The sequence below is a fragment of the Spirochaeta thermophila DSM 6578 genome, assembly GCF_000184345.1.
In the GTDB taxonomy this organism is placed as follows: domain Bacteria; phylum Spirochaetota; class Spirochaetia; order Winmispirales; family Winmispiraceae; genus Winmispira; species Winmispira thermophila.
In genome coordinates, this window is the sequence record NC_017583.1 from 697440 (window position 1) to 710301 (window position 12862).

General features: G+C 62.3%; 9 protein-coding genes, 6 tRNA genes and 1 pseudogene. 5 read left to right on the plus strand and 11 right to left on the minus strand.

All coding sequences use genetic code 11. From position 1 onward, the window contains the following. Positions 1 to 6 precede the first annotated feature (6 nt). The 7 genes from tig to SPITH_RS03095 all read right to left on the minus strand — a co-directional run bounded on the left by tig (position 7) and on the right by SPITH_RS03095 (position 4272). A complete protein-coding gene (tig, locus tag SPITH_RS03065; protein WP_014624263.1) occupies positions 7 to 1359 on the minus strand; it encodes a trigger factor in 1353 nt (450 codons plus the stop codon). A gap of 81 nt (positions 1360 to 1440) precedes the next feature. Then, a tRNA-Gly gene (locus SPITH_RS03070) sits at positions 1441 to 1512 on the minus strand. 17 nt (positions 1513 to 1529) lie between these two features. Then, positions 1530 to 1611 (minus strand) — tRNA-Leu (locus SPITH_RS03075). Between the two features lie 106 nt (positions 1612 to 1717). Further along, a tRNA-Lys gene (locus SPITH_RS03080) sits at positions 1718 to 1790 on the minus strand. Positions 1791 to 1801: 11 nt separating this feature from the next. Continuing rightward, a tRNA-Arg gene (locus SPITH_RS03085) sits at positions 1802 to 1875 on the minus strand. A gap of 10 nt (positions 1876 to 1885) precedes the next feature. Further along, a tRNA-His gene (locus SPITH_RS03090) sits at positions 1886 to 1957 on the minus strand. A gap of 89 nt (positions 1958 to 2046) precedes the next feature. After that, positions 2047 to 4272 (minus strand): AAA family ATPase, encoded by a 2226-nt coding sequence (locus tag SPITH_RS03095; protein ID WP_014624264.1) that lies wholly within the window; start codon positions 4270 to 4272, stop codon positions 2047 to 2049. 89 nt (positions 4273 to 4361) lie between these two features. On the opposite strand from SPITH_RS03095, the gene SPITH_RS03100 reads away from it, so the two are divergent. Then, positions 4362 to 5012, plus strand: coding sequence for a hypothetical protein (locus tag SPITH_RS03100; protein WP_014624265.1), 651 nt, complete (start codon positions 4362 to 4364; stop codon positions 5010 to 5012). A 12-nt stretch (positions 5013 to 5024) separates the two neighbouring features. Further along, positions 5025 to 6683: a Na/Pi cotransporter family protein gene (locus SPITH_RS03105; protein ID WP_014624266.1), complete on the plus strand. Its 1659-nt coding sequence runs from the start codon at positions 5025 to 5027 to the stop codon at positions 6681 to 6683. Positions 6684 to 6720: 37 nt separating this feature from the next. Here SPITH_RS03105 and SPITH_RS03110 read toward each other — a convergent pair. After that, positions 6721 to 6797 (minus strand) — tRNA-Ala (locus SPITH_RS03110). Between the two features lie 148 nt (positions 6798 to 6945). On the opposite strand from SPITH_RS03110, the pseudogene SPITH_RS12205 reads away from it, so the two are divergent. The 3 genes and pseudogenes from SPITH_RS12205 to alr all read left to right on the plus strand — a co-directional run bounded on the left by SPITH_RS12205 (position 6946) and on the right by alr (position 10446). Further along, positions 6946 to 8189, plus strand: a pseudogene (locus tag SPITH_RS12205) (IS256 family transposase). 88 nt (positions 8190 to 8277) lie between these two features. Continuing rightward, positions 8278 to 9270 (plus strand): ornithine carbamoyltransferase, encoded by a 993-nt coding sequence (gene argF / locus SPITH_RS12210; RefSeq protein WP_174266718.1) that lies wholly within the window; start codon positions 8278 to 8280, stop codon positions 9268 to 9270. Positions 9271 to 9279: 9 nt separating this feature from the next. Continuing rightward, a complete protein-coding gene (gene alr / locus SPITH_RS03125) occupies positions 9280 to 10446 on the plus strand; it encodes an alanine racemase (RefSeq protein ID WP_245523437.1) in 1167 nt (388 codons plus the stop codon). On the opposite strand, the gene SPITH_RS03130 is transcribed toward alr, so the two are convergent. The 3 genes from SPITH_RS03130 to SPITH_RS03140 are packed head-to-tail and all read right to left on the minus strand — an operon-like array spanning position 10395 to position 12710. Beyond that, a complete protein-coding gene (locus SPITH_RS03130) occupies positions 10395 to 11072 on the minus strand; it encodes a GntR family transcriptional regulator (protein ID WP_014624269.1) in 678 nt (225 codons plus the stop codon). The genes alr and SPITH_RS03130 overlap by 52 nt on opposite strands. A 44-nt stretch (positions 11073 to 11116) precedes the next feature. Next, positions 11117 to 12172: a chorismate synthase gene (gene aroC / locus SPITH_RS03135; RefSeq protein WP_014624270.1), complete on the minus strand. Its 1056-nt coding sequence runs from the start codon at positions 12170 to 12172 to the stop codon at positions 11117 to 11119. Next, on the minus strand, positions 12159 to 12710 hold the full coding sequence (locus SPITH_RS03140) for a shikimate kinase (protein ID WP_014624271.1): 552 nt from the start codon (positions 12708 to 12710) through the stop codon (positions 12159 to 12161). Before SPITH_RS03140 ends, aroC begins: the two co-directional genes overlap by 14 nt. Between the last annotated feature and the right edge of the window lie 152 nt (positions 12711 to 12862).

A 12862-nucleotide genomic window follows, 5' to 3' on the forward strand; every position in this document is an offset into this window, starting at 1 on the left:
ATTAAATTACTCATTTGCCCCTACCAAGTCCACAAACGGGACCTTGGGACCCTTCTTTACCTTGATCTCTTCCAGGAGCTGGTCGAAGAGCTTTCGCTCCTTGAGGTCGTAGCGGATCTGTTCCAGTTGTCCCATCTGGGCGTAGTAGGCCTTCACCTGGTCGGCCGACGCCCCCGCGCCCTCGGCTACTTCCTTGAAGAATGTCTCGAGTTCATCATCGGAGACCTCTATCTTCCTTTCCTCGATGAGCCGGGTGATGATGAGCCGCTTCTTGAGGGCCTCTGTGGCCGAGGGTTTCCACTCCTCGTAGATCTGTTCCCTGGTCTTCCCATCCTGTTCCAGCACCTTGTCGAGCGCCTCCACCGTGGTGCGGTACTGCTGGGCGAGCTGCTGGTAGGATGCGTCCATCTCGGCCTTCAGCATGGAGGCGGGGATGGGTATCTCGGTACGTTTCGCGAGCTCGGTGAGGAACTGGTCGATCTTCTTCTGTCGGATGACCGCCTTGGCCTGTTCCATGAGCCGTTCCTCGATCGCCTTCTTGAGGTCGTCGAGGGTCTGGTAGGCCTCGTCTATATCCTGGGCGAACTCGTCGTCGAGATCCGGCAGACGCTGTTCCTTGATGGCCTTGATCTCCACCTGTACGGTGATCGTCTTGCCCCTGAACTCCTCGAACCGGTAGTCCTCGGGGAACTCCTTGGTGATGGTACGAACCTCCCCTTTCTTCGCACCGATGAGATCGTCGTCGAACTCGTAGAGGTTGTACCTGGTCCCCACGGTGAAGACGTAGTCCTCTCTCCGGGACTCTTCCACGGGGTTGCCTTCCCCGTCGAGCTCCCAGTAGTCCACCGTGACGATGTCACCCTCCTTGACCTCGCCGTCCTGCTTCTCCACCACATAGGAGTTCTGTTTCCTGAGCTTCTCGAGCTCCCGCTCGATGTCCTCTTTCGAGATGGTGACCTTGGGCTCTTCCACCGTGATGTCGCTGTAGTCGGGGAGGGTGAACTCGGGGTACACGTCGTACTCCACGGTGAAGGTGACGTCCTTGGAGAAGTCGGTGGGGAAGTCGGTGGTGAGGGAGGGGACGGAATAGGCGAGCGGTTTTTCGTCTATCTGGTCGAAGGCCTCTCTGAGCCCTTCCTGTATGAGGCGTTCGGCGGTTTCGTAGCGGAGCCCTTCGCCGAACTTCTTCTCCAGGATATACGTAGGCACCTTGCCCTTCCGGAAGCCGGGTATCTGCGCATCCTTCTGGAGCCGGGCGAGCAGCTCGTCATACATCTTCTGGGCATCGTGCTGATCGATGGTGATGGTGAGGCGTACGGCCGAATTGTCGAGTTTCTGAATCTCCTTGTCCTTGATCACAGTGGTCCATCCTTTCGATACGCTTTGTTATGGAAGGGAATATAGCAAAAAAAAGGCGATCTGGAAAGGACCAGATCGCCAAGCGGGAGACGGGACTTGAACCCGCGACATCCACCTTGGCAAGGTGGAGCTCTACCACTGAGCTACTCCCGCACTTGGAGTGGTGAACCTGCGAGAGAAGGGATTCGAACCCTTACACCCGAAGGCACTAGATCCTAAGTCTAGCGTGTCTACCAGTTCCACCACTCTCGCACGTGTGCGAGGAGTATAGTAGCGAAAAGCCCGGTATGTGTCAAGAGCTGCTGCCGAGAAGATGCGGGCAGGAGACAAAGAACAGGCCCCCTTTCGGGGGCCCTCGTGAGCCGTGAAGGGATCGAACCTTCGACCCGCAGATTAAGAGTCTGCTGCTCTACCAGCTGAGCTAACGGCCCACAGTACTTCACGCGCCTGGTAGGATTCGAACCTACGACCCACGGATTCGAAGTCCGGCACTCTATCCAGCTGAGCTACAGGCGCATGCTGGATGGGTGGATGACGGGACTTGAACCCGCGACACCCAGATCCACAGTCTGGTGTTCTACCACTGAACTACACCCACCCTGTTTGCGGGTGTAAATGTGCAAAAATTCGGGTCGTTTGTCAAGTCCTACCGGCTGTCTCTACGATACTATGGGAAGGCCGGCTCTGTCAACCGGAGAGGCCTGCAAGAGAGAGCCTGAAGATCAGTATCGTGCGCCGCCAGGGTACTTCCCTGCCGGGGAGCGTCTCGAGGAGTTTCTGTCTGATGGTGGCCGCGAGAGCGGGTTCGAGGGAGGAGAGATGGAGCCCGTAGCCTTTGTGGGGATCACCCACCCATCTGAGGACATCCTCTCTGGTAAGGGTACGCCTGGTGGCGTACTCGTAGCGTTCCACCTGGGTGAGTGCGAGGCCGGCACGCCGGGCGAGTTCTGCGAGGGTCGCTTCGTCCCAGTTGACTCTGGGGTCCTCGGGATCGGCGAAGAGACGCTCCTCCACCGAGGTGAGGGCCTCGCGAAGCGGGGTCTCGTCGCGTCGCCAGGGAACGAGGGAGGAAAGCCGCTGGGATGCGCGAAAGAAGGCTTCGGCGCACACGGCGATTCCTCCGGGTTCCAGGAGCGAGGCGAGGTCGGCGAGGATGCGCTCCTTGTCGGGTGAGGGGCCGAGGATGTTGCGCGCGAGGATGCGCTCGAAGGTGCGGTAACCGAGCCTCGCCTCGTCCACGAGAGAGACGAGGGGGGCGGTGCCTGTGATAAGGATCGGGGCGAGCAGGTCGTCGATGCCGGCTGCCTGGTGCCTGATGCGCTGGGCCTCCTCCTCCGAGGCGACGGCGCACACCACCTGTCCCTCCGGGGCCTGCCGGAGCGCCTCCCACACGAGGAATCCGGCCGGCCGTTCCGTCACGAGCACCCGGTGGTGCCGGACGATCTGTGCGCGTTGGAAGATCCTGTCCCTCAGCTCCTCGAGGTGAGGTTGGAGATCGGTCTCGGTCCTGCGCCACCATTCCCCCATCCCCTTTTCCGGGGTGAAGGTGAGGACCTCCTCTTCCACCTGGGCGGCCGCTGTGAGTTGGAGTTCCCGCCGTCGTAGCACCTCCTCCCTGATCCGGGCCTCGTATCCCTGCCGGCTGGGCTGGTAGAAGACGCGCCCTTTCAGCTCCGCGGGGAGGTAGTTCTGGGCCACCCAGTGCTCACGGTAGGAGTGAGGATAGAGATACCCGTCTCCGTGGCCGAAGCCCTTCGCGTCCCTGGATGCATCCTTGAGGTGGCGCGGCACCTCGTGGGTCTTCTCTTCTCGTACCGCCTTGAGGGCGTCGAAGTAACCGAGCACCGAGTTGCTCTTGGGGCAGGTGGCGAGGTAGAGCGCGGCGTGGGCCAGGTGATACTGCCCCTCAGGGAGCCCCACCCGGTCGAAGGCCTGGGCGCAGGAGAGGACCACGGTGATGGCGTGTGGGTCGGCCATGCCCACGTCTTCGCATGCGAGGATGAGCATGCGCCGAAAGATGTAGTGGGGATCCTCCCCTGCGTCCACCATGCGGGCGAGCCAGTAGAAGGCCGCATCGGGGTCGGAGCCGCGGAGCGACTTGATGAAGGCGCTGATGATGTCGTAGTGGAAGTCCCCTTCCTTGTCGTAGAGCACGGCCTTGCGCTGGATGCTGTCTTCCGCCACCTCGCGGGTGATGTGGATCACCTCTCCCTCAGGCGGGGGGAAGGTGTCCGGGGTGGTCTCCACCGCCAGCTCGATGGCCGAGAGCAGGGTCCGCGCGTCGCCGTCTGCCACGGTGATGAGGTGTTCCAGGGCATCCTCGTCCAGGATGATGCGGTACTTCCCGTAGCCCCGTTCAGGATCCGAGAGTGCGCGTTCGGCGATGGTCCTGAGGTGTTGGCGTGTGAGGGGTTTGAGTTGGAAGATCCTGCTCCGCGAGATGAGGGCCGAGTTGACTTCGAAGTAGGGGTTCTGGGTGGTCGCGCCGATGAGGATGACCGTGCCGTTTTCCACCCAGGGGAGGAGGGCGTCCTGCTGGGCCTTGTTCCATCTGTGGACCTCGTCCACGAAGAGGATGGTGCGCCGACCGTGGTAGGCCATTTCCTGTCTGGCCTTCTCTATGGCCGCCCGTACCTCCTGTACACCGCTCAAGACCGCATTGAGCGAGAGGAAGGCGCTCTTCGTGTGGTTGGCGATGACCCGGGCGAGGGTGGTCTTCCCGCATCCGGGCGGGCCGTAGAAGATGACCGAGGAGAGCCTGTCGGCCTGGATGGCCCGACGGAGGAGCCTCCCCGGACCGAGGATGTGCTCCTGTCCCACGAACTCGTCCAGGGTACGGGGACGCATGCGGGCGGCCAGCGGCTCGTCGTGCAGGGATTTCGCTGCTTCGAATAGATTGTCGGCCCTGTTCACACGGCTATGATATCACGAGGAGCCGTGTTGCAGAAGAGGCGTTTTGTTTCCTTGACACCGGCGCCTCTTTCTCCTTACAGTAGGGAACAATGCCGATTGCAGGAACCTTCTGTATCCCCCGCATCAGGGAGAGTCTGCAAGGCTTCAAGAAGGCCTTCCCTTCGATCAACAGGCGTCTCTCCGTGCAGCGTGAGGACTTCACGGATACCCTGCTCGAGCACATCCTCCTCGCCTATCAATTCCTCAACCGTCTCCTCTCCCGGGGTATCGACATCTTCTCCCCTGCAGGCCTCTACGCCCTCCTCGAGGTGAACCACCTGGTGATGTGCGGGAACGATCCCGCCACACGCCTCTCGTTCCATCTCCATATCGAGGAGACCCGCAGGCGCTACCAGGAGAACATCGACCTCATCCTCCCTTGGGTGCGCAAGGCGAGGGGAAAGCTCCCCCCCTTTGCCTTCATCACGGAGTTCTATATAAAGTGCCTGAGTCATCCCCAGCTCTTCGTAGAGGGGAATCACCGGAGCGGCAACATTCTGGTGAACTACCTCCTCGTGAGCGAGGGGTTTCCCCCTTTCATCGTGACCCCGGAGACCGGGTACGAGTACCTCGAGCTCTCGGGGGCGGTGAAATTCTCCTCCAAGGAGAAGGTGCTGGATACCGTACTCCCGCTCAAGAAGGCGAAGAAGCGGCTCATGAGGCTGTTCCGGGAGCACGGTGATGCCCGTTATCTTGCGTGAAGGAGCGAGTCGATGGCGGTAGTCTGGAAGATCATCAACTTCATAGGAGGCCTCTCGGTCTTCTTCTATGGCATGCGCCTCATGAGTCTGGGACTGCGTAAGCGCGCAGGCGGGCGACTCCGGAAGGTGCTCAAGTCCTTCAGCGACACGCCCCTCAAAGGGGTCTTCTCCGGTACGTTCGTGACCTCGGTGGTCCAGAGCTCGTCGGCCACCACGGTGCTCGTGGTGAGTCTGGTGAACGCGGGCCTCCTCGCCCTGGAGGAGGCGATCGGGATCGTCTTCGGTGCCAATATCGGCACCACCTTCACCGCCTGGATCGTCTCGTTTTTCGGCTTCAAGTTCTCCCTCTCATCCCTCGTGCTTCCTGTGTTCGCCCTCGCCCTCCCCCTCATGTTCAACAAGAACGAGAAGGTGAGGGAGGTGGCGGAGGCCCTCTTCGGGTTCTCCCTGGTGTTCCTGGGGCTTTCGATCATCAAGGACCAGGTCCCCGATGTGCAGGTGACCGAACAGAGCGCGACGTTCTTCAGGTTCTTCCACCATGAGAGCTTCCTCTCGGTACTCGCTTTCGTCCTCCTGGGGACGCTCGCCACCATGATCCTTCAGTCGTCGAGTACCACGGTGGCCATCACCCTCACCCTGCTCTACAAGGGGTGGATCTCGTTTCCCCTCGCGTGCGCCGCGGTGCTCGGTGAGAACATCGGTACCACGGTGACCGCGCTCCTCGCCTCCATCCCCATGAACCGCCAGGCCAAACGGATCGCCTACGCCCACACGCTCTTCAACATCACCGGGGTGCTCTGGATGCTCGCCGTCTTCCCGTGGTTCGTGAAGCTCGTGGACATCGTGGTGCCGGGGCCGGTGAGTGACGCCGGGCTCGTCACCTACCACCTTTCGGCCTTCCACACCATGTTCAACATCATCAACACCTTTCTGTTCATCTGGTTCGTGAAGCCCTACGCCGCCCTCTTGAGGCGTATCCTCCCGGAAGAGGCGGCGAAAGAAGAGCTGGTGCTCGTGGCCTCGCCCTTCCCCGAGAGCCTCGAGTCCAACTTGGTCTTGATAGAGAAGGCCCTCTCCAGGATGGCCGAGCGGGTCTTCGACATGGCCTTGGTGATCCTCCACTCCTTGGGAGGAGACGACGCCGACCTCGACCGGATGGCGGAGCAGGCCCGCGAGATGGAGCTGCGTTTCGACGAGATGGAGGAGGCCATCCACGTGACCCTCACCAGGTGCGCGACCGAATCGATGGCTGAGGAGCAGGCGAGACGACTCATGGCGTATCAGCTCATAAGCCGGGCCCTCGAGAGCATGAGCGACAGCCTCTACCGGGTGGCGCGGCTCCTCAAACAGCGGGGTGACCTCAGTATCCCCTTCCACAAGAAGGGGATGGAGGAGCTGCAGGACTACCTCCAGATCATCCTCGACTTTCTGCGCTACAACGTGAGCTACCTCTCGGGAGAGCTGGCGGCCTACGATGTGGAGCACGCCTACAGGCTCGAGCAACGGATCGACGGTATGCGAGACTCCCTGAGGAAACGGGCGAGGAAGAAGCTCGCCAAGGGGGCCGACGTGAGGGGAGAGCTCCTCTTCATGGACGTGGTGCGACACCTGGAGCACGTGGGTGACTACTCGCTCGACGTGTCACAGGCGATAAAAGAGATGGCCGGCTGAGAGACGTGAAAGGCCTGCCCGTGCTGGGCAGGCCTCTTGGTGGAGCTGATGGGAGTCGAACCCACGACCTCATGGATGCGAACCATGCGCTCTAGCCAACTGAGCTACAGCCCCACGATACAGGTATATAGTACGTGAATCGGGGGTTTTTGGCAAGATGGGGGTCCACGGGACTGTAACATCGAGTGTTGAAAAAGGCGGGGAAAAAAGATAAGGGGTATCTCCCACCACACTAATCCTTTTTTCAAGGAGGAGATACCCCATGAAGCATGGTAACACACGCACACTGATTGAGACACAGTATACCCTCTCTGATCTGATGAAACAAGTGGAAGACCAGCTACGGGAGGAGGTGCGCCACACCTACAAGACGTACCTGGAACACCTCCTTGAGACGCTGAGAGAGGAGGCAGTAGGACGACCACGATATGCACGAGGGGAGGCTGAGAAGGCACCGTACTACCGGTACGGCTACAGGAAATGGAAGAGCGTGCAGACCCCCTGGGGGCCGATCGAGGATGTACGCGTGCCCCGCATTCGCACCGGCGGGGGGAAGGAGGTGAAGCTGGTCGCCTATGAGCAGAGGCTCGTGGCCCTCGCCGAGCAGCTCCTTCTCGGGTATGTGGGAGGGATGAGCGCGCGGACGTGGGCCATCCTGTTACGGGAGCTGGGGATAGGCGAGGCACATCCGCAGACACTCCTGCGGCTCATAAAGCGTCTTCGTGAGGAGAAGGAGCAGTGGCGGAGGAGGTCCCTTAGAGGAGTGAAGGCCCTTGTGCTGGATGGAGTGTGGGCAAAGAGGCGTGGGAGGGGTCAGAAGAAGCTGGTTGTCCTGAGTGCCGTGGGGGTGAAGGAGGACGGATCTCATGAGCTCCTCGACTGGGTCGTTGCGGAGCAGGAGGACCAGGCGAGCTACGAGCGACTCCTTACCAGGCTCTATGAGCGAGGGCTTCATGAGGTGGAGCTGGTGGTGGCCGATGAGGCTGAGGGGATCCGGCAGGCCGTGGAGACGGTGTATCCTGAGGCGAAGAAGCAGGTATGCCTCTGGCACCTGCAGGGTACGCTTGAGCAGAAGCTCCTGCAGGACATGGGGGAACGGAAGGGGAAGAACGCAGACCTCCAGAAGGAGAGGCGAGCTTTTCGAGCGGAGTACTGGAAGCTCTTTGAGGCAGGAGGGAAGGAGGACGCAGCACGTGCGTTGGAGGCATTCGTGAAGAAGTGGGCGGCGAAGGCTCCCCGGATGACGGCCTCCCTCCTGTGGCGGAAGGACCGGCTTTTCTCCTATCTGGAGTTACCCTATGAGTGGAAGGAGAAGGTGAGGACGAGCAACCTTGCGGAGAACATGTTTCGGCACATGAGAAGCTTTCTGCGGAGGTATCCTGGGTATATGAGTCGTGCCCATGCGGATGAGGTGGTAGGCCTCTACGTGGTGGGCATGCAGGTGATACAAGAGGTGGGGAGACGCACCCCTACGGGCTCCAGCTCAATTTCAACACTCCTCCTTGACAGTGCCGGGGTCCACCCCCTCCTTGCCTTCTTAGGGAAAACCGGGCTACTCTTGTGGGTATCTTTTTCCGGCATGAGGAGGGAGCCCATGGGGGTCAACCTTGCAGGACGTTCGTTCCTCTCGCTCTTCGACTTTACGGCCGAGGAGATCCGGTATCTCCTCCGGCTCTCGCACGAGCTCAAGGGGCTGCGCAGGGCGGGGGTGAGGAGACGTCTCCTGGAGGGGCGACACGTGGTCCTCATCTTCGAGAAGACCTCCACGAGGACGCGGTGTGCCTTCGAGGTGGCGGCTGCGGACGAGGGGGCGCATGTGACGTTCCTCACCAACAGTCAGCTCGGCAAGAAGGAGTCGCTCGAGGATACGGCGCGGGTGCTCGGGAGGTTCTACGATGGGATCGGCTTCAGGGGGTATGCCCAGGAGACGGTGGAGGCGCTCGCCCGCTACTCCGGGGTTCCGGTGTGGAACGGGCTCACCGATGAGTGCCACCCCACGCAGGCCCTCGCCGATGTGATGACCATAGAGGAATACGTCCGCAAGCCGCTCTCGCAGGTGAAGCTGGTCTTCGTAGGGGATGCCCGGAACAACGTGGCCCGCTCCCTGCTGGTGATCTCGGCCAAGCTCGGGATGCACTTCGTGGCGGTCTGTCCTCCTGCCCTCTCTCCGGATGCGGAGTTCCTCGCACGGGCAGAGGAGGTGGCGCGGGGGACGGGGGCCCGTATCGAGATCACCGATGACCTCGATGGGGTTGAGGGGGCGGATGCCCTCTACACCGATGTGTGGGTCTCCATGGGCGAGGAGGAGAAGCTGGAGGAGCGGATCCGTCTCCTCGAGCCGTACAGGGTGGATATGGCCCTCATAGCCCGGACGGGGAATCCCGAGGTGCTCTTCCTCCATTGCCTCCCTTCGTTCCACGATACGAATACCGAGATGGGGCGCCTTGTGTACGAGCGTTTCGGCATAAAGGAGATGGAGGTCTCCGACGAGGTCTTCAGGAGCCGGCACTCGGTGGTGTTCGAGGAGGCGGAGAACCGGCTTCACACCATCAAGGCGGTGATGCTTGCCACGCTGGGGGCGGTGTAGGAGGTGGGGGTGCGTGGCACGCATGCGGTGATCTATCTCCCACACCTCAGGCACAATCTGCGGGAGATCAGGCGGCGGGTGGGGGAGGGGCGGATGGTGTGTGCGGCGGTGAAGGCGGATGCGTACGGCCATGGGGCGGTTCGAGTGGGGAGGGTGTTGGTGGAGGAGGGGGTGGAGATGCTCGGGGTGGCGACGCCGGAGGAGGGGGCGGAGCTGGTGGAGGCGGGGGTGGGGGCGAGGGTGTTGCTTCTTGGGCTCACGGATGGCGCGGGGCTGGAGCTCGCGGTGGAGGCGGGGGTGGAGCTCGCGGTGGGGGACAGGGAGTATGTGCGTGAGGTGGTGAGGGTGGCGAGGGCGAAGGGGAGGAGGGTGCGGGTGCACGTGGAGGTGGACACGGGGATGGGGCGGACGGGGTGTGCGCCCGAGGAGGCGGTGGGGGTGGTGGAGGAGGTGGAGGGGGCGGGGGTGCTGGAGCTTGCGGGGATGTGGACGCACTTCCCTTCGTCGGACGAGGCCGATGACGGGTTCACCGAGGCCCAGGTGGAGCGGTTTCTCCAGGTGGTGGGGCGGGTGAGGGCGCGGGGGATCTCGCCGGGGCTGCTCCACGCGGCCAACTCAGGAGGGATTATCGGGCATCCTCCTTCCTGGCTCGACATGGTGAGACCAGGGATTTCCCTCTACGGCTACTACCCTTCCGAGGAGCAGGAGCGAACCCTTTCCCTCCTCCCGGTGATGGAGTTCGTCTCGCAGGTGGTCTTTCTCAAGAAGGTGCGGAAGGGCACCCCTGTCTCCTACGGCCGCACGTGGCGCGCGCCGCGTGATACCTGGATCGCCACCGTGGCCGCAGGCTATGCCGACGGCTATAGCAGGCTCCTCTCTTCACGGGCCGAGGTGCTCATACGGGGGAGGCGCTACCCTGTGGTGGGTCGGGTGTGCATGGACCAGTTCATGGTGGATGTAGGGCCCCACCTTGAGGTGGCCCGCTATGATCGGGTGGTGCTCTTCGGGCCTGATCCTGCAGGTCCGTCGGCCGAGGAGCTCGCCCGACTGGTGGGCACGATTCCCTATGAGATCACCTGCGCGGTCTCACGCCGGGTGCCGCGTGTGTACGTGGAGGAGAGTCCCTACCTTTCTGGGGGATCGAGCTCTGCCCACAGAGGCGGACTCACGAGGTAGGATCGATAGATGTGACGCCGCATGGTACGGGCAGCCTCGTCGGGGTCGCGGCGGGCGATGGCGTTCACCACGTCGAGGTGTGAGTACTCCTTTATGAGCGGCACTTCCTGGTACTTCTCTTCCGATTTCACGAGCAGGGTGAAGAGGTGGATCCGTTCCAGGCTCTCCAGGAGGAGCGTGCTCCCGGTGAGCTTCACGAGCTCGAAGTGGAAGGAGTAGTGCGCCTCGTCGAAATCCGTATCCTCGTGTGCCTTGCCTGCGAGCGAGTCCACGTAGGCGGCGGTCTTTCTGAGGGCCTCTATCTCGTCGATTCCTATGGTGTAGCACAGGATCCTCACGGCCTGGGCTTCCACCGCCTCACGGAGGATGTACATGTCGGCGAGCTGTTCCTCGTTCGGGACGATGACCCGCGAGCCGTAGTAGGGGTGGGATTCCACGAGCCCCTCGCTCTCGAGGCGGTTGAGCGCCTCCACCACGGGGATGACGCTCACCCCGCAGAACTCGGCCATGCCCCGCTTGCTCAGGCGGGTGCCGCACGGGAGCTTCCCCTCCATGATGGCCTGTTTGATGGTGCGGTAGGCCCTGTCAGAGGCCCGTTCACGAGGCGGGCGCCGTCGTGTGCTCATCTTGCATCGAGGATACTACATCACCGGCGGGGCTTCAATGCACCCTACTTCCACATGGCCTCCTGGCGCTTGTAGTGGTCTTCGATCACGATGGCCGCCATGGCCTCCACCACGGGCACGATCCTGGGACAGATGCACGCATCGTGTCGGCCCTCGGTGATGATCTCGGTCTCGTTGCCATCGATGTCGATGGTGCGCTGCGGTCGTGCGATGGAGGAGGTGGGCTTGACCACCACGCGGAAGACGATCTCCTCCCCGGTGGAGATGCCGCCGAGGATCCCTCCCGCGTTGTTGGTGAGGAAGCCCTGGGCGTTCATCTGGTCGTTGTGTTCGCTTCCCCTCATGTCGGCCGCCCTGAACCCTGCCCCGAACTCGATCCCCTTCACCGCACCGATGGAGAGCATGGCCTTGGCGAGGTCGGCGTCGAGCTTATCGAAGACCGGCTCCCCGAGCCCCGGCGGTACCCCCCTGATCCGGCACTCCACGATCCCCCCCACGCTGTCGCGTTCTTCCTTTATCCTGCGGATGCGCTCCACCATCTTCTCGGCCGCCTCAGGGTCGCAGGCCCGCATGGGGTTCTTCTCTATCACGCCGGGGTCGAAGGTGCGGCACTGGATCCCTGCAGCCCGCAGGGTGTAGGCGATGATGGAGATGCCCCGCTGGGCGAGGATCTTCTTGGCCACGGCCCCGGCGGCCACCCGGGCTGCGGTCTCCCGCCCCGAGGCGCGGCCGCTCCCCCTGTAGTCGCGTATCCGGTACTTCTTGTGATAGGTGTAGTCGGCGTGACCTGGCCTGAAGAGGCGGGCGATGGCCTCGTAGTCTCCGGGCCGCGTGTCCTGGTTGTAGAGGATCATCATGAGCGGGGTGCCCGTGGTCTTGCCCTGAAAGACCCCGGAGTAGATGTGGACGATGTCCGACTCCTTGCGCGGGGTGCCCACCTCCGACTGACCCGGCTTGCGGCGGTCGAGCTCCTTCTGGATGTCCTCTTCCGAGAGGTCGAGGAGGGGAGGCACCCCGTCGACGATCACGCCCACCGCATGGCCGTGCGACTCGCCGAAGGTGGTGATCCTGAAGAGCGTGCCGAAGCTATTTCCTGGCATAGCCGTGTTCCTCCAGTGCAGCAAGTATCGAGCGTGCGAGCTCGTCCTCCCAGGTGCCCCGTGCGCGGACCACCACGTGGGCCTGGCTCAGGTATGCCTGGTGCCTGCGCTCGTAGAGGGCAAGGAAGGCCTCCCAGGGGTCTGGTCCCTCGAGGAAGGGGGGCAGTCCCCCCTCCACGATGCGCTCGAAGAGGATGTGCGGCTCCTCCTGAAGGTAGACCACCACGCCCACCTCCTTGAGGGCTGAGAGGGCCCCGGGGTTGTCGCAGATGCCCCCGCCGGTGGCGATGACGCATGGCCTGAGCCGTGCCCGTGCAGCGAGCTCTCTGGCGGCCCGGCGCTCCAGGTCCTGGAAGCCCTCCTTCCCGAGGAGTCGGTAGATCTCCCTCACCGGGCGCCTGGTGCCCGTCTCGGCCTCGTGGATGCGCACCACCTCCTCGTCCACATCGAAGCACGGAAGGCCGAGAAGTCGTGCGAGCGCCACACCTGCCGAGGTTTTCCCCACGTGTTTGAGTCCCACCAGGACGATGCTCTGCATGAGAGGGAGTATAGCTTGGAGGATACAGGAGTGCAACAGAGGGGAAAAGGGACGGTACCCAGTCATTTTTTCTTGAAATTCTACGAAAGTCGTGGTATAAGGTTGGAGTAGGAGTGTTATTTCGCATAGTAACGATTTTAGAGATTTTAGAG